This window comes from Acidovorax sp. GW821-FHT10E03 (assembly GCF_059415205.1).
The window spans coordinates 144,742-161,264 of sequence record NZ_JBWKMU010000015.1 but is presented as its reverse complement, the minus strand read 5'-3'; the positions used below and the strand labels follow the sequence as shown (position 1 = coordinate 161,264).

General features: G+C 66.3%; 15 protein-coding genes and 1 pseudogene. 8 read left to right on the top strand and 8 right to left on the bottom strand.

Going from position 1 to position 16,523, the window contains the following annotated elements; genetic code table 11:
- Nucleotides 1-58: 58 nt before the first annotated feature.
- Both mreC and AC07OD_RS24530 read right to left on the bottom strand, forming a co-directional pair.
- Nucleotides 59-982, bottom strand: a complete 924-nt coding sequence (gene mreC / locus AC07OD_RS24535; protein WP_218296669.1) for a rod shape-determining protein MreC — start codon at nucleotides 980-982, stop codon at nucleotides 59-61.
- Between the two features lie 129 nt (nucleotides 983-1,111).
- A complete protein-coding gene (locus AC07OD_RS24530; RefSeq protein ID WP_008907364.1) occupies nucleotides 1,112-2,155 on the bottom strand; it encodes a rod shape-determining protein in 1,044 nt (347 codons plus the stop codon).
- A gap of 204 nt (nucleotides 2,156-2,359) precedes the next feature.
- On the opposite strand from AC07OD_RS24530, the gene gatC reads away from it, so the two are divergent.
- The 3 genes from gatC to gatB are packed head-to-tail and all read left to right on the top strand — an operon-like array spanning nucleotide 2,360 to nucleotide 5,625.
- Complete coding sequence (gene gatC / locus AC07OD_RS24525; protein WP_010467054.1) at nucleotides 2,360-2,659, top strand: Asp-tRNA(Asn)/Glu-tRNA(Gln) amidotransferase subunit GatC; 300 nt, start codon at nucleotides 2,360-2,362, stop codon at nucleotides 2,657-2,659.
- Between the two features lie 7 nt (nucleotides 2,660-2,666).
- Complete coding sequence (gene gatA / locus AC07OD_RS24520; RefSeq protein ID WP_494598267.1) at nucleotides 2,667-4,169, top strand: Asp-tRNA(Asn)/Glu-tRNA(Gln) amidotransferase subunit GatA; 1,503 nt, start codon at nucleotides 2,667-2,669, stop codon at nucleotides 4,167-4,169.
- 1 nt (nucleotide 4,170) lies between these two features.
- Nucleotides 4,171-5,625: an Asp-tRNA(Asn)/Glu-tRNA(Gln) amidotransferase subunit GatB gene (gene gatB / locus AC07OD_RS24515; RefSeq protein WP_218339120.1), complete on the top strand. Its 1,455-nt coding sequence runs from the start codon at nucleotides 4,171-4,173 to the stop codon at nucleotides 5,623-5,625.
- A 90-nt stretch (nucleotides 5,626-5,715) separates the two neighbouring features.
- Here the strand turns inward: gatB and AC07OD_RS24510 are convergent, their stop codons facing one another.
- Both AC07OD_RS24510 and pyrE read right to left on the bottom strand, forming a co-directional pair.
- Nucleotides 5,716-6,423, bottom strand: a complete 708-nt coding sequence (locus tag AC07OD_RS24510; protein ID WP_218339121.1) for a DUF4124 domain-containing protein — start codon at nucleotides 6,421-6,423, stop codon at nucleotides 5,716-5,718.
- Nucleotides 6,424-6,428: 5 nt separating this feature from the next.
- Nucleotides 6,429-7,127 carry an orotate phosphoribosyltransferase gene (pyrE, locus tag AC07OD_RS24505; RefSeq protein WP_218296664.1) on the bottom strand — a complete coding sequence of 233 codons (699 nt, stop codon included), beginning with the start codon at nucleotides 7,125-7,127 and terminating at the stop codon, nucleotides 6,429-6,431.
- 10 nt (nucleotides 7,128-7,137) lie between these two features.
- On the opposite strand from pyrE, the gene AC07OD_RS24500 reads away from it, so the two are divergent.
- Entirely contained in the window at nucleotides 7,138-7,941 is an 804-nt protein-coding gene (locus AC07OD_RS24500; RefSeq protein ID WP_218296731.1) for an exodeoxyribonuclease III, read from the top strand.
- 22 nt (nucleotides 7,942-7,963) lie between these two features.
- Nucleotides 7,964-9,868 (top strand): GspE/PulE family protein, encoded by a 1,905-nt coding sequence (locus AC07OD_RS24495; RefSeq protein ID WP_494598266.1) that lies wholly within the window; start codon nucleotides 7,964-7,966, stop codon nucleotides 9,866-9,868.
- Nucleotides 9,869-10,012: 144 nt separating this feature from the next.
- On the opposite strand, the gene AC07OD_RS24490 is transcribed toward AC07OD_RS24495, so the two are convergent.
- The 3 genes from AC07OD_RS24490 to gstA are packed head-to-tail and all read right to left on the bottom strand — an operon-like array spanning nucleotide 10,013 to nucleotide 11,259.
- Nucleotides 10,013-10,390: a nuclear transport factor 2 family protein gene (locus AC07OD_RS24490; protein ID WP_494598265.1), complete on the bottom strand. Its 378-nt coding sequence runs from the start codon at nucleotides 10,388-10,390 to the stop codon at nucleotides 10,013-10,015.
- On the bottom strand, nucleotides 10,387-10,614 hold the full coding sequence (locus AC07OD_RS24485; RefSeq protein ID WP_494598264.1) for a tautomerase family protein: 228 nt from the start codon (nucleotides 10,612-10,614) through the stop codon (nucleotides 10,387-10,389). The genes AC07OD_RS24490 and AC07OD_RS24485 overlap by 4 nt, the downstream gene beginning before the upstream one ends.
- 36 nt (nucleotides 10,615-10,650) lie before the next feature.
- Nucleotides 10,651-11,259 carry a glutathione transferase GstA gene (gene gstA / locus AC07OD_RS24480; RefSeq protein WP_494598263.1) on the bottom strand — a complete coding sequence of 203 codons (609 nt, stop codon included), beginning with the start codon at nucleotides 11,257-11,259 and terminating at the stop codon, nucleotides 10,651-10,653.
- A 111-nt stretch (nucleotides 11,260-11,370) separates the two neighbouring features.
- Here gstA and AC07OD_RS24475 point away from each other — a divergent pair, with 111 nt between their 5' ends.
- Nucleotides 11,371-12,288 carry a LysR family transcriptional regulator gene (locus AC07OD_RS24475; RefSeq protein WP_494598262.1) on the top strand — a complete coding sequence of 306 codons (918 nt, stop codon included), beginning with the start codon at nucleotides 11,371-11,373 and terminating at the stop codon, nucleotides 12,286-12,288.
- Nucleotides 12,289-12,353: 65 nt separating this feature from the next.
- Complete coding sequence (locus tag AC07OD_RS24470) at nucleotides 12,354-12,992, top strand: MBL fold metallo-hydrolase (RefSeq protein WP_218296659.1); 639 nt, start codon at nucleotides 12,354-12,356, stop codon at nucleotides 12,990-12,992.
- Nucleotides 12,993-13,153: 161 nt separating this feature from the next.
- Here the strand turns inward: AC07OD_RS24470 and AC07OD_RS24465 are convergent, their stop codons facing one another.
- A complete protein-coding gene (locus AC07OD_RS24465) occupies nucleotides 13,154-15,847 on the bottom strand; it encodes an IPTL-CTERM sorting domain-containing protein (protein ID WP_494598261.1) in 2,694 nt (897 codons plus the stop codon).
- 542 nt (nucleotides 15,848-16,389) lie between these two features.
- On the opposite strand from AC07OD_RS24465, the pseudogene AC07OD_RS24460 reads away from it, so the two are divergent.
- Nucleotides 16,390-16,488: pseudogene (locus AC07OD_RS24460) on the top strand (MBL fold metallo-hydrolase); the annotation flags it as partial.
- Nucleotides 16,489-16,523 lie beyond the last annotated feature (35 nt).

Sequence of the window (16,523 nt, the reverse complement as noted above, 5' to 3'; positions counted from 1 at the left end):
GGGCCATCGCGCAGGACGCGCGGCCCCACAAGGGCCATGGCAGGCACAGGCGATGCCCTCATCCCTTGCGCCCCCCGCGTTTCGCTGGCGCCGGGTGCGCGGGCTCCGGCCGCGGCAGCTCGTTGTCGGCCAGCGGCTTGAGCACCACCACATGGCGGGCGCCCTGCACCTGTGCCAGGGGCACGCAGTAGATGCGCGCGAAGGCGGAATCGGCCCTGCGCTCCACGCGCACCACCCGCGCCACGGGGAGCCCCGACGGGTACAGGCCATCCACGCCGCTGGTGGTCAGCAGATCGTCCTCCCGCACATCGGCGTTGGCGGGCATGAAGCGCAGCTCCATGCCGCCGCCATGCCCGGCCACCGGATCCCCATAGGCGACACCCCGCGCACCCGTGCGAATGTTGAGGACCGGAATGGCCTGGTCGCGGTCCACCAGCAGCGTGACCTCGCTCACGAGCGGAAAGACACGCGTCACCTGGCCGAGCACGCCCGCCTCATCCATCACGGGCGCGCCCATCTCCACGCCGCCCATCTGCCCCCGGTCGATGACCACGCGGCGCGTGTAGGGGTCGGCGGTGTCATAGATCACCTCGGCGGCCTGCGCGGGCGTCTCCAGGCGGCCGCGCAGCGCGAGCAGCTGCCGCAGCCGCTCGTTCTCCAGGGCCAGCTGCTCCGCCTGGTTGGCGCGCTGGCCCATCACGGTCATTTTCTTGCGCGCGGCGTCCAGTTCCTGCTGCGCGGTCTGCAGCGACTGGAAGTACCCGGAACCATGGCTTGCGAACTCCACCGGCTTGAGCATCAGCCACTGCACCGGGTAGAGCACGGTGGCAACCGCCTGGCGGAACGGCCCCGTGAGCTGGAAACGTGCATCGGCCACCATGAGGAACAGCGCCAGCGCGCTATAGACGGCCAGGCGCGAAAGGGCCGAAGGGCCCTGTTTGAAGAAAGGCGGAGCGCTGCGCTCGAGGGTACCCAGTGGCATCGTGCGCAGCGGTCAGGATCTGTCGCGTGGAGCCGGGGCCACGGACGCATGCTCAAAAAGCATTGGAGCGGGTGCAATCATGCAGTTCAGAGCGCAAAAAAAGTGCCTGCAGCATACAGGCCCGGGGGCTTACTCGCTCGTGAAAATGCTGCCCAGGCGGTCCATGCGCTCCAGCGCGATGCCGCAGCCGCGCACCACGCAGGTCAGCGGATCTTCGGCCACCAGCACGGGCAGACCGGTTTCCTCGGCCAGCAGGCGGTCCAGGTCGCGCAGCAGCGCGCCGCCACCCGTCAGCATCATGCCGCGGTCGGCGATGTCGGCGCCCAGCTCAGGGGGGGTTTGTTCCAGCGCGTTCTTCACGGCGGAGACGATCTGGTTGAGCGGGTCGGTCAGGGCTTCGAGCACTTCATTGCTGGAGATGGTGAAGCTGCGTGGCACGCCTTCGGACAGGTTGCGGCCCTTGACTTCCATCTCGCGCACTTCGGAGCCGGGGAAGGCCGAGCCGATGTTCTTCTTGATGGCTTCTGCGGTGGGCTCGCCGATCAGCATGCCGTAGTTGCGGCGGATGTAGCTGATGATGGCTTCGTCGAACTTGTCGCCGCCCACGCGCACACTGCCCTTGTAGACCATGCCGCCCAGCGAGATCACACCGACCTCGGTGGTGCCGCCGCCGATGTCCACGACCATGGAGCCCGAGGCTTCGGAGACGGGCAGGCCCGCGCCGATGCCGGCGGCCATGGGTTCCTCGATCAGGTACACCGCCGTGGCGCCGGCCGCTTCGGCCGCGTCCTTGATGGCGCGCCGCTCGACCTGGGTGGAGCCGCAGGGCACGCAGATGATGATGCGCGGGCTGGGGGTGAACAGCGTGCGCGGGTGCACCATCTTGATGAACTGCTTGATCATCTGCTCGGTGATCACGAAGTCGGCGATCACGCCGTCCTTCATGGGGCGGATGGCTTCGATGTTGCCGGGCACCTTGCCCAGCATGGCCTTGGCCTCGTGGCCTACGGCCTGGATGACTTTCTTGCCATGGGGCCCGCCTTCGTGGCGGATGGCGACGACAGAGGGCTCGTCGAGCACAATGCCTTTGTCGCGGGCGAAGATGAGGGTGTTGGCTGTGCCAAGGTCAATGGCAAGGTCGGTGGAGAAATACCGACGGAAAGCTCCGAACATTCAAAAATCCTCTCAGGCACGGCATGCACGTCGGCCTGCCATCGCCGGGTTTACGGGGTCAAATATCGCTTTTTTCGCACAATGACCGGCAGGTAGGAGGGTATTGCGGCAAAGCCGGGATAATACCCCATCCCCTGTGAATAACTCCCTCCGGCGCGGCCCGGATCACAGCTTTACTTCTGGTTTCCCTCAATTCTCCTCCCTATGGCACTGACCCCCCAGGACATCGGCCGCATCGCCAATTTGGCACGGCTTGAGCTGACCCCCTCTGAAAGTGAGCGCATGCTGACCCAGCTCAATGGCTTCTTTGACATCGTGGAACAGATGCGGGCTGTGGATACCTCGGGCATCACGCCCCTGGCGCACCCCGTCGCGGCCATCCAGGACGTGGCCCTGCGGCTGCGCGAGGACGTGGCCAGCGAGCCCAACCAGCGCGAAGCCAACCAGAAGAGCGCCCCCGCCGTGGAGCGTGGCCTGTTCCTCGTCCCCAAAGTGATCGAGTGAGGCGCGCATGAGCACGACAACGACCAAAGCCCTGCACGACCTGGGCGTTTCCGAGCTGGCCGCCGGCCTGCGCAACAAGCAATTTTCTGCCGTCGAAGCCGCCCGGCATTTCCTGGCCCGCGCCAAGGCGCACCAGAACCTGGGCGCCTACGTGGCCCTGAACGAAGACGCCACCCTGGCGCAGGCGCAGGCCGCTGACGCCCGCCTTGCCGCCAGCACGGCGGGCGCGCTGGAAGGCGTGCCGATCGCCCACAAGGACATCTTCGTCACGCGCGACTTCCCCAGCACCGCAGGCTCCAAGATGCTGGCGGGCTACCAGTCTCCGTTCGACGCCACCGTGGTCACCCGCCTGGCCGACGCGGGCGCCGTCACCCTGGGCAAGCTCAACTGCGACGAGTTCGCGATGGGTTCGTCCAATGAAAACTCGGCCGTGGCGCCCGTGGGCTTCGACGCCCCCGCGCCCGTGCGCAACCCCTGGGACACCCACCGCATCCCCGGCGGCTCGTCGGGCGGCAGCGCCGTGGCCGTGGCCGCGCGCCTGGCCCCTGCCGTCACCGGCACCGACACAGGCGGCTCCATCCGCCAGCCCGCATCGTTCTGTGGCATCACCGGCATCAAGCCCACCTATGGCCGCGCCAGCCGCTACGGCATGATCGCGTTCGCCTCCAGCCTGGACCAGGCCGGCCCCATGGCCCGCAGCGCCGAGGACTGCGCGCTGCTGCTGTCCGCCATGTGCGGCCCCGACCCGGACCGCGATTCGACCAGCCTCGACGTGCCAGCCGAAAACTTCAGCGCCCACCTGAACGGCAGCATCGACGGCCTGCGCATCGGCATTCCCGCCGAGTTCTTTGGCGAGGGCCTGGCGCCCGATGTGCGCGCCGCCGTGGACGCCGCCCTGAAGGAATACGAAAAGCTTGGCGCCAGGCTCGTGCCCATCAGCCTGCCGCGCACCGAGCTCTCCATCCCCGTGTACTACATCATTGCCCCCGCCGAAGCCTCGTCCAACCTCAGTCGCTTCGACGGCGTGAAGTTCGGCCACCGCGCCAAGGACTACGCCGACCTGGTGGACATGTACAAGAAAACTCGCGCCGAAGGTTTTGGCGACGAGGTCAAGCGCCGCATCATGATCGGCGCCTACGTGCTGAGTCACGGCTACTACGACGCCTATTACCTGCAGGCGCAGAAGATCCGCCGCATGATCGCCGACGACTTCCAGAACGCGTTCAAGAGCTGCGACCTCATCGCCGGGCCGGTGGCCCCCACCGTGGCCTGGAAGCTGGGCGAACACGGCAACGACCCGCTGGCCGACTACCTGGCCGACATCTTCACCCTGCCCGGCTCGCTGGCCGGCCTGCCGGGCATGAGCGTGCCCGCCGGCTTTGGCGAAGGCGGCATGCCGGTGGGCCTGCAGCTCATCGGCAACTACTTCCAGGAAGCCCGCCTTCTGAACGCTGCGCACCGCCTGCAGCAAGCCACCGACTTCCACCTCCGCCAACCCGGAGGCCTGTGACATGACGACGACCAGCAAATTGATCCACGGTTATGAAGTCGTCATCGGCTTCGAAACCCACACCCAGCTTGCCACGCAGAGCAAGATCTTCAGCCGCGCGCCCACCGCCTTTGGCGCCGAGCCCAACACGCAAGCCTGCGCCGTGGACCTGGCCCTGCCCGGCACGCTGCCCGTGATGAACCGCGAAGCCGTGGCCTGCGCTATCAAACTGGGACTGGCCCTGGGCTCCCACATTGCGCCCGTGAGCATTTTTGCGCGCAAGAATTATTTCTATCCCGACCTGCCCAAGGGCTACCAGATCAGCCAGTTCGAGATCCCGGTGGTGCAGGGCGGCGAGGTGGAGTTCTTCCTGGGCGACGAGAAGAAGACCGTGCGCCTGGTGCGCGCCCATCTCGAAGAAGACGCGGGCAAATCGCTGCACGAGGACTTCATCGGCCAATCGGGCATCGACCTGAACCGCGCCGGAACGCCCCTGCTGGAGATCGTGACCGAGCCCGACATGCGCTCGTCCGACGAAGCCGTGGCCTATGCGAAAGAGCTGCACAAGATCGTGACCTGGATCGGCATCTGCGACGGCAACATGCAGGAAGGCAGCTTCCGCTGTGATGCCAACGTGTCCGTGCGCAAGCCCGGCGGGCCGCTGGGCACGCGCCGCGAGATCAAGAACCTGAACTCGTTCAAGTTCATGCAGCAGGCGATCGACTACGAGATCCGCTGGCAGATCGACCAGATCGAGGACGGCCACGCCATCCAGCAGGCCACCGTGCTGTTCGACCCGGACACGGGCGAAACGCGTGCGATGCGGACCAAGGAGGACGCGGCGGACTACCGCTACTTCCCCGATCCGGACCTGCCGCCGCTGCACATTTCGGAGCAATGGGTGCAGGAACAGCGGGCGCTGATGGCCGAATTGCCCCGCACCATGGCCGCGCGCTTCGTGGCCGACTACGGCCTGCCCGAGTACGACGCCACGACGCTCACGCAGAGCAAGGCGATGGCGGCGTACTTCGAGGCCGTGGCCAAGGCCTGCGGCCAGCCCAAGCTGGCCAGCAACTGGATCATGGGCGAGGTATCGCGCCGCCTGAACACCAGCGAATCAGGCATCGAGCAGGCGCCCGTGGATGCATCGCAGCTGGCGGCCTTGATTGCACGCATCGCCGACGGCACGGTCTCCAACAATGCCGCCAGACAGGTATTTGACGCGCTGTGGACGGGCGAATCGACGGACGTGGACGCCACCATCGAATCCAAGGGCCTCAAGCAGATGAACGACTCCGGCGCGCTGGAGAAAATCATCGACGAAGTCATCGCCGCCAACCCCGACAACGTAGCCCAGTTCCGCGCGGGCAAGGACAAGGCGTTCAATGCGCTGGTCGGCCAGATCATGAAAGCCAGCAAGGGCAAGGCCAACCCGCAGCAGGTCAATGATCTGCTGCGCGCAAAGCTGGGCAGCTGACGCCTGACCGGCCTGCCCTGCGGGGCAAAGGCACAGTAAAAAAACAAAGGGGCCGCAGGGCCCCTTTGTTTTTACTTCCCCAGCCCGGCCCTAGGGCACGCGCGCTGCCGGTGCGCCAACGGGGGGAACGGCACTGGCCGAGCCCATGGCGGGAGGCACACGCTGCGCGTCCCACAGCTTGCGCAGATGGGCCAGTTCCGCATCGAACCGCGCGTGCACGCGCCGCTTTTCCTGATCCTGGCCGGCAATGAACCGCTGCTGCTCGGCAACGCTGTCATCGACTTCACCGATCTTGCGGCGCAGCGTCATGGGTGCCTTGTTGGGGTCCTTCTTGTAGAACTCCATTTCCACATCCAGCTTCTTGCGCTCCGCTTTCAGCTCGGCAATGCGCTTTTCGGCGGTGGCGGTCACATCGTCCACCAGCTGGATCGCGGCCGCGCGCTCCACATCGTGGGCCGCCTTGTCGGGGTAGCGCGTCACCAGCACGCGTTCGCGCCGGCGCTCCTCCACCACGCGGGCCCGCTCCTCGGCATCCTTGCGGTTCTGGGCGTCCTGGGCCGCACGCTCCAGCTCGGTGAGCGACGGCCCGATCTGCCGGCGCGTGATGCCCGAGGGGCTCAGCTCGCGCTGCTCCCGGTCCAGGCATTCGGGAATGGGCCGGTCGGCCGTCAGCCGGCGCCCACTGCGGTCCACACAGGTATAGATGCTGCCGGGCGCACCCTGGGGCTGTGCCAAGGCCAGCTCGGCGCCCAGGGTGACCAGCAGAACACCGCCCATGATCCACGCCGACTTGCTCAAATCATCTACCCTTCGTTGACGCCATACCGCTGGCGGTAGGCCAGCACTTTCTCATGATGGGAGCGCATCCCCTCTTCCCCGTTGTGCGAGAGGTACAGCAATAAGTCTGCCAGTCGGGCAATGGCGCACACCTGCATGCCCAGTTGCCCGCGAACGTACTGCACCGCGCTGTGGTCCACATCCTGGCCATTCTCCGTGGCTTTTTCCTGCCGGTCCAGCGCTATGGCCACCGCGTGGGGCGTGGCGCCCGCGGCGCGGATGATGGCGATCGATTCGCGGGCGGCGGTCCCGGCCGACATGACGTCGTCCACGATCAGCACCCGCCCCTTGAGCGGGGCGCCCACGAGCGTGCCGCCCTCGCCGTGGTCCTTGGCCTCCTTGCGGTTGTAGGCAAAAGGCACGTTGCGCCCCAGCCGGGCCAGCTCCACCGCGACCGTGGCCGCCAGGGGAATGCCCTTGTACGCGGGGCCGAAGACCATGTCGAATTCAATGCCGCTGGCCAGCAGGGCTTTTGCATAGAATTCCGCGAGCCGGCCGATCTTGCGGCCATCATCGAACAGGCCCGCATTGAAGAAATACGGACTCAGGCGGCCCGCCTTGGTCTTGAATTCACCGAACCGCAGCACGCCTGATTCGACGGCAAACCGTACAAAATCCTGCGCGAGCTGGCCCTGCTCTGAGGTTTGCGCGCCAACATCCACCATGGGGAAATCCTTGTTCAAGTTAACCAGCCTCAATCTCAATGGCATCCGCTCGGCCACCAGCAAAGGCGTGGAAAGCTGGATGGCAGCCACGCGGCCGGATTGTATTTGCGTGCAGGAAGTGAAGGCCCAGGCGGCCGACATGGCCAACCGCTTCGAGCGCCTGGCCGGCCTGCAGGGCCACTTCCACTTTGCCCAGAAAAAGGGCTATTCCGGCGTGGGCATCTATACCCGGCATGAACCCTCTGATGTAGTCATTGGCTATGGGTCGCCAGAGTTCGATACAGAAGGCCGCTACGTGGAACTGCGTTTTGACACGCCGGCCCGCAAGCTGTCCATCATCAGCGCCTATTTTCCCAGCGGCTCGTCCGGCGAGGAACGCCAGCTGGCCAAGTTCCGCTTCCTCGCCGAGTTCCATCCCCATCTGATGAAAGTCAAGGGCGAACGCGACTTCATCCTGTGCGGCGACATCAACATTGCGCACCAGCAAATCGACCTCAAAAACTGGCGCAGCAACCAGAAAAACAGTGGTTTTTTGCCCGAAGAACGGGCCTGGATGACAAAGTTGTTGCACACAACTGATGAAGGCGGCGGCATCATAGACGTTTACCGCCAGTTACAACCTACCGCCACCGACACCGCCTACACGTGGTGGAGCAACCGGGGGCAGGCGTATGCCAACAACGTGGGCTGGCGGCTGGATTACCACCTGGCCACCCCCGCGATCGCGGCGCTGGCACGTGCTGAATCCATCTACAAAGGTGAGAAATTCTCGGACCACGCGCCCATCACGGTGGACTATGACTTCAGCCTTTGACGATGCCCGCCCCTGACCATTGATGCCCGACACCGCTGCCTCCACCGCCCCCCCGCCCCATGGTTTTCGCCCCGTCAACGCGGAATCCTTGTGGAAGCAGCTCTCCACTCCCCACCCCACCGTCGGCAAAGCGCGGCACCTGGGCGAGGCGCTGATCCATGCCGGCATGGTGTCACCCTCGGCCCTGCAAGACGGCTTGCAGACCCAGCAGCAGGAGCGCAGCGGCGGGCAGCACCGGCTGATCGGACAGATTCTGGTGGAGGATGGCGTCCTGACCCAGGAGCAGTTGCGCCAGGTCATTGCCGCGTGGCTGGGCGAGTACACCGTGCACCCCGGCGACATCACGCCCGAGGCGGCGGCCCTGGCCCTGGTGCCCCGGGCGATGGCCGAACGTGAATCCGTGCTGCCGCTGATCGCCCGCGAGGATGCGCTGGTACTGCTGATGGCCGACCCGCTCGATCGCGTGCTGCTGGACGAACTGCGGTTTCTCACGCAGCGCCGGCTCATTCCGCTGCAGGCCGCGCCAGGCACGCTGATGCCCGCCATTCACCGCGCCTACCGCACCCAGTCTGGCGGCGCCGACGCCACCACCGCTGCCCGCGCCACCTCGCGCGAGCTGGCCGCCAACCTGGGCAGCACCGTCCCGGACGCAGACTGCGAGCAGGCCGACGTGATCAGCGAGTCGGACAACACCCTGGTGCGGCTCATCAACTCGGTGATCGACGAAGCCATCCACCACCGCGCGTCCGACATCCACATCGAGACCGAGCCCGCGCCGCAGAACGTGCGCATCCGCCTGCGCATCGACGGCGACCTCACACCCTACCTGGAGCTGCCAGCGCGCTACCGCTTCGCCATGGTGGCGCGCATCAAGATCATGGCGGGCATGGACATCTCCGAGCACCGCAAGCCCCAGGACGGCAAGATCGACTTCGCCCGCTTCGGCGGCCCGCCGGTGGAGCTGCGCGTGGTCACCGTGCCCACCTCGCGCGGGCTGGAGGACGTGGTGCTGCGCCTGCTGGCCGGTGCCAAGCCGCTGCCACTGGAGAACATCGGCCTGAGCCCGCCCAACCTGCAGGCCCTGCGGGCGGTGGTGCAGAAAAGCTATGGCCTGGTGCTGGTGTGCGGCCCCACGGGCTGCGGCAAGACGACCACGCTGCACTCAGTAGTGCGCGACATCAACACGGCAGGCCGCAAGATCTGGACGGCCGAAGACCCCATCGAGATCACCCAGGAAGGGCTGCGCCAGGTGCAGGTGAACCCGCGCATCGGCTGGACCTTTGCCGCCGCCATGCGCACCTTTTTGCGCGCCGACCCGGACGTGATCATGATCGGCGAGATGCGCGACGAGGAAACCGCGCGCATCGCCATCGAGGCTTCGCTGACGGGGCATCTGGTGCTGTCCACCCTGCACACCAACTCGGCGCCCGAGAGCATTGCGCGGCTGCTGGAGATGGGCCTGGACCCGTTCAACTTCTCCGATTCGCTGCTCGCCATCCTGGCCCAGCGCCTGGTGCGCCGCCTGTGCACGGCCTGCCGCGCGCCGCGTGTGGCCGACCACGACACGCTGCTGGGCCTGGCATCGCAGTACCTGGACAGCGGCACCCACAACACCCCCGAGGCCCGCGCGGCACAGGTGGCGCACTGGCGCCAGCAGCACGGCGGCGCACAGGGCGAGCTGCGCCTGTGGCGCCATGTGGGCTGCACGCAATGCGACGGCCATGGCTACCACGGCCGGCTGGGCATCCATGAACTGATGCTGAGCGACGAGACCATCCGGCAGCACATCCGCCACCGCGCCCCCGCCTCGGACATCCGCCACTCGGCACTGGCCGCCGGCATGCTGACCCTGCGCCAGGACGGCATCGAGAAGGTGCTGCAGGGGCTGACCGACATGTCGGAAGTGGTCGCGGCGACCAACCTGTGAGGCGGGCACACCGCCGGTGGTGCCTGCCGCCGGTTTTTTAGCAAAAATGGGCTCTAGCGCTTATCTGGCAAGCGCCAGCAGCTATCAATAAATGAGTCCTTCCGAAAGGAGGAACTCGCCCACCGGCTTGCACGCACCGCCGCCTCAGCGATCCAGTTCGTAGTGAAACACCTTGGCAATGATCTGCCAGCGCCCGTCCACGTGGATCAGGGTCAGCAGGTCGGTGAAGTGCTTGGGCAGGATGGCGCATTCGACCTTGGCCAGGGCCGTCACCGGCCCGGCGAATTCAATCGACAGGATGCGCTCCTGCACCGTCTCGCCCCGGCTCGCGGGCGAGGGGCGCTGGTCCACGATGGGGAAATATTCCTCCATGCGCAGGATCACCGCAGGCTCGGCCGTGGCGCAGGCATAGACCGCCTGCGGGTGGAACACGCGGCGCAGGCGCTGCGTGTCGCTGTGGCACAGGCCGTCGAAATAGTCCTGCAGCACGGCGGCGACTGCGTCGAAGCGCGGGTCACTCATGGCGCATTCCCTGCGGCGGCCACCCGGGCACGCTGGCGCCGCACGGTCACCGTCTCACCGGCCACACCCCAGTTGTCGGTCTCGACCTCGTCGATCACGACAAAGGTGGTGGCGGGCTCCTTGTTCAGAACGCGCACCAGCAAATCGGTGGCGCCCTCGATGAGCGCGGCCTTCTGTGCGCTGCTGACCCCCTCGCGCGTCACTTTGATGTTGATGTAAGGCATGGCGTGTTCCTTGTGGATGGATGAATGAACGGCGTCTCAGCCCAGCAACCCTTCGGCCCGCATCGCGGCCTGCACGGCAGGGCGCGCGGCCACGCGGCGCATGAACGCCTGCAGATGGGCCAGGTCGCTGATGTCCAGCTTCACGAACTTGGCCCAGCCCAGCACCACAAAAAGATAGGCGTCGGCCGCCGTGAAGTGCTCGCCCGTCAGGTAGTGGCCGTGCTGCAGCTGCGCGTCCAGCCACTCCATCTTCTTGCGCAGCAGGGCGGCCAGCACAGCCTTGGCGTTGTCGTCCAGCCCGGCCTGGAACAGGGGCGTGAAGGACTTGTGCAGCTCGGTGCTGACGTAGTTCTGCCACTCCATCACCCGGTAGCGCGCCCACGTGCCGGCGGCCGGCATCAGTTGCGTGGCCTGGGCCTGGTCAGCGATGTATTGCGCGATGACCGGGCCTTCGGTGAGGCGGGAGCCGTCGTCCAACTCCAGCACGGGCACCTGGCCTTTGGGGTTGATCGCATGGAAATCCTGTCCGTCGGCCGTCTGGTGGCGCGCGGTATCGACCTTCTCCAGCGCAAACGGCAAGCCACATTCCAGCAGCAGGATGTGGGGCGACAAGGAGCAGGCGGCGGGGGAAAAGTACAGCTTCATGGAGAGGCCCTGGGGGTGTGGTGGAAAGGTGAAGCGATGGTATTGGCGATGTAAACAGCAATAAACTAGGTTCTGGGAATTTCACTGATTACATGAAGTAATAAACAAGACATGGCGCGCCAATTCGACGACCTGAAGCTGGGCAGCATCGAGCTGTTCTGCCTGACCGCGCAGTGGCAGAGCTTCACGGCCGCCGCCCAGGCGGCCGGGCTGACGGCGGCGGCCGTGAGCCGATCGGTGGCGCGCATGGAGGCGCGCCTGGGCGTGCGCCTGTTCCAGCGCACCACGCGCCAGGTGCGGCTGACCGACGCCGGCAAGCGCTACTACGAGCAATGCCGCCAGGCGCTGGGGCAGCTGGCCGAAGCGGAGCGCGAACTGTCAGGCCAGCAGCAAAGCCCGGCAGGCCTGGTCCGCTTCAGCCTGCCCACGTCCTACGGGCACTGCCGCATCCTGCCGCTGCTGCCCGCATTTGCGCAGTCCTACCCCGACGTGGAGCTGGAGCTGCAGTTGAGCAACCGCAACGTGGACTTCACCGAGGAAGGCTTTGACCTGGCCGTGCGCGGTCGCGCGCCCATCGACTCGGGGCTGGTGGCGCGCAAGCTGGAGGACGCCGCCCTGGTGGTGGTCGCCACCCCGGCGTACCTGGCGCGTCGCGGCACGCCGCACGAAACGGCCGACCTGGCGGCGCACGAATGCATCCAGTTCGTGCTGCCCAGCAGCGGCCAAGCGGTGCCATGGATACTGCGCGACGCCGCCGGGCGCGATGTGGAGGTGCCCACCCAAGGCCACCTGCGCTGCGCCGACGACATCCTGGGCACCGTGACCCTGGCGCGTGCCGGCGCGGGGCTGCTGCAGACCTACCGGTTCATTGTGGAGGCCGACCTGCGCAGCGGCGCGCTCCAAGAGCTACTGCCCGCGCATGCGGGCGCCTCCCGCCCGTTTTCGCTGCTGTACCCCGCCAACCGGCACATGCCGCTGCGCGTGCGCGTGCTGGTGGATTTCCTCGTCGATCGGCTGGCGCGGGCTTGAGCCTGGCCCGTCCACCCTGCGCCATGCGCCGGACCGCAAAATACACACAACCACCCTCCCCCACCATGCTCCGCTACCTCACCATCCCTGTTACTGCGTTCCAGCAAAACTGCTCCCTCGTCTGGTGTGACGCCACCCAAAACGCCGCCGTGATCGACCCCGGCGGCGACCTGGAGGTGCTGCTGGCAGAAATCCGGCGCCTTGACCTCACGCTCGAACAGATCTGGCTCACCCACGCCCACATCGACCACGCGGGCGGCACGGGCGAGCTGGCCCAGCGGCTTTCGCTGCCCATCGTGGGCCCGCACCCGGGCGACCAGTTCTGGATCGACGGCCTGCCGCAGCAGAGCGCGATGTTTGGTTTTCCGCCCGCGCAGCACTTCACGCCTACGCGCTGGCTGCACGATGGCGACCAGGTGCAGATCGGCAACGAGACGCTGAACGTGCGCCACTGCCCGGGGCACACGCCGGGGCATGTGGTGTTCCACGCGCCGCAGATCGACCGCGCGTTTGTGGGCGACGTGCTGTTCGCAGGCAGCATCGGCCGCACGGACTTCCCGCAGGGCAACCACCAGCAGCTCATCGACAGCATCACGCAGCGCCTGTGGCCGATGGGAGATCAGACGGTGTTCATTCCCGGCCACGGCCCCGAGAGCACGTTCGGGCGGGAGCGCCAGAGCAATCCCTACGTGGGCAATACCTGACCTGGGCCGTTTCGCTGCCAGCGGACTTCGCCCAGGATGCAGTGGCGCAACGGCTACTACCTGGTGACGCCTGCCATGGCGGCGCCGGCGCGCAGCGAGCATGTCGACAAGGACGTGAAGTTCTCGGGACGTGCCCCGTCACGCAGGTCTACGATTTCGCCCTATGCCCCCCGCCCACAGGCACGGGACCGGAAGGCGCTGCTACGGCGCATCCGGTGCATGCCCAGGCCAGCCGCCATCAGCGACAACAGGATCAGCCCCCACTCGCTCAGGGTGGGAATGGAAGCTGGGCCTGACGTGCCAGGGATCGCAGCCAGCAACACCGGTGCGAACGGGTCTTCAATCACCCCCGCATCGGCTGTATTGCCATCGCCCATGCCGTTGTCGGTGATCGCGTACGCCACAGTCAACCGGTCTGCACTCAGCGTTGCACCGGTCATTGGATACCAGCTGCTGGCGGCCCCCGCGCTGGCAGGCCCATACTTCATCAGCTGCACCCCGGCAGGAAGTGCGTGGGGGTAGGTGATTCGCACCGTCAGCGTGTTGCCCGCGCAGCCTGTGGAGCGGAAGCGAAACATCCCGGCGGGCGTGCTGGCGTTGGCTGGCAGGCCTGAAGGCACCGCGCTGCTGAACCCCGTGGCGGTGGTATCGAGCGCGCAGCCTGGCGCGCCGCCACTGATCGCTACCGACCCCACACCCGTGCCCACGCTCCCCCCTCCGCCCGGCCCGCCACCCACCACAACGGACACCATGGCGCTGTATGTCTGCACTGCAGGGGCAGAAGTTGCATAAAGCTCGACGCTGGTGTCAGAGCTGCCGCTGCCCCCTGTAGCCAGGACCCTGCCGTCAGCGAGCAGGGTGGCTCGGTGGTTGACGCGCCCGGTGTTCAGGCTGCCCGTGGCGCTCCAAGTGGCGGTGGCCGGGTCGTAGAGCTCAGAGCTGGCGAAATCGCCGCTGCTTCCGCCCGCGAGGAGGACCTTGCCACTGGGCAGCAGGGCGGCCGTGTGACCTGTGCGGGTGCGTACCAGACTGCCCGCGGCGCTCCAGGTATTTGCGCCAGGGTCGTAGAGTTCTGCATCGGCCGGCATGCCACTGACGCCCCGCCCCCCCGCGACGATGACCTTGCCGTCGGGCAGCAGGGTGGCCGTGTGGGAATAGCGCCAGGTGGCCATGCCGCCCGCGGGGCTCCAGGCGTTGGATGCGGGGTCGTAGAGTTCAGTGCTGGAGAGCATGCCGACGCTGGTGTATCCACCTGCGACAAGCACTTTGCCATTGGGCAGAAGGGAGGCCGTGTGATAAATGTGCTCATCGGCCATGTTGCCTGTGACACTCCACTGGTTCGTCTCGGGATCGTAGAGCTCGCCTTTGGTGAAGACGCTGCCAGCGCCCTCACCTCCCACGACAAGCACCTTGCCATTGGCCAGCAGAGTGGCCGTGCGGTTGTAGCGAGCGACGGCGAGGGTGCCGGCAGCACTCCATGTGCCAGCGACGGGATCGTAAAGTTCTGCGCTGGCAAGCGCACCGCCGTTCGCGACCCCTGAAGTGACCAGTACCTTGCCGCTGGGCAGCACGGTGGCGGTGTGAAAAGTGCGCCCGGTGATCATGCTGCCCGTGGGGCTCCAGCTATCTGTGGCGGGGTTGTACCGTTCAGCGCTTGCAAGAAAACCCCCGCCACCGCCGAACCCGCCGGTGACGAGCACTTCACCACTGCGCAGCAAAGTGGAGGTGTGGACACTGCGCCCGCCAATCATGCTGCCGGTAGCCCTCCAGGCGCCAGGGCCTACTTCGTATCGCTCGGCACTTGCGAGGTAGCCGCCAGTATTCCACCCGCCTACAACGAGCACTCTACCGTTGGACAGCAGGGAGGCCGTGTGGCTGACCCGGCCGGTGGCCAGGCTGCTGGTAGTGTCCCAGGTGCCGGTAGCGGGGTCGTAGAGCTCAGCGCTAGCGAGGTAAGTGCTGCCATCTCCTCCGGCAACAAGCACTTTGCCGCTGTGCAGCAACGTGGCGGTTTGAGAACTGCGCTTGTTGGCCAGGTTGCCAGTGGTGCTCCACATGCCTGTGGCGGGGTCGTACAGCTCGGCACTGGAGCGTGCGCCGTTGCCTCCCCCACCAGCCACCAGCACTTTGCCACTGGGCAGCAGGGTGGCGGTGTGACTGATACGCGGTGTGGTCATAGTGCCTGTGGCGCTCCATGTGCCAGTGACCGGGTCGTAAAGTTCAGCGGTGGCAAGGTAGCCAACGTCCGCGTTGTTCCCCCCCGCGACGAGTACCTTGCCGTTGGGCAACAACGTGGCAGTGTGGGCGTCGCGCGTGGTGACCATGGTGCCCGTGGTGCTCCACTGGCCGGTGGCCGGGTCGTAGACCTCTGCGCCATTCCCCGCGACAAGCACTTTGCCATTGGCCAGCAGGGTGGCGGTGTGGAACAAACGTGCGCCGGACATGCTGCCCGTGGCGCTCCAACTGCCTGTGCCAAGGTCGTAGAGTTCGGCGTCGGCAAGCGCGCCGCGGCTCCCTGCTCCACCGGAAACCAGCACCTTGCCATTGGGCAGCAGGGTGGCGGTGTGGTACGCGCGTCCAGCATTTAGATTTCCTTTGGCGCTCCAGGTGCCTGCGACCGGGTCATACAACTCGGTGCTGGCAAGGTTGCTGCTGCTGTAGGCCCAGCCCCCCGCAATCAGCACGGTGCCATCGGGCAGGACCGTTGCGGTATGGGCTTTGCGTGCGGTAGCCAGGCTGCCGCTGCCAGCCCAGGTGTTGGTCTGCGCCGGCACAACACCTGACAGCAGCACCATGGCCAACGCGACGGTGCAGCGCAAAAGCGCCCCCGGGACGGAGCGGCGGATCATCGCCATGGCCCCGCAACGGGAGCCAGGCGTCTGGTAAATCCGGGACAGCGAACGCCGGATCTGATGAATGCGAAATAAGACCGCTGTGCACTGGGCTTGCAATGGCTTCACTGGAACCGTCTTCCCTGAATGAGTCTTGGGGGAGAAGGCGCCGAATGAAAGCCAGTACCTCCTGGCTGGAGTGAGCGCGAGACGAACATCGCTGACCAGCTATCGCATCCTAGGAGGGTCAACCACATCCAGATTGACTGGGAGTTTCAGACAAATTGACTGTGCGTATCAAAATCTGCGTGCGGGCATGCCCGACGTGGCACAACATCCTCCGGCTGCTTGCCTGGGCACGGGCCCATGCGACGCCCCCAAGCATCCACGGCATCCACGGCATCCTGATGGTGCTCCAGCGCGGCCCCGCGAGATCGTCAATCCCTGTTTGCAACTGCCCATCTCTGTCAGCAACACCCCACCAGGTCGTCATGATGGACCCCCTGAGCAACCTGGACCTGCTGTTCACGGAGGTTCGGAGCCTGGGCCTCACGTTGTCACAACAGTGGCCGATGGGAGATCAGACGGTGTTCATTCCCGGCCACGGCCCCGGGAGCACGTTCGGGCGGGAGCGCCAGAGCAATCCCTACGTGGGCGGGACCTGAGCCCCGCTGGACAGCCCCGCGGCGGCGCGCGGCCC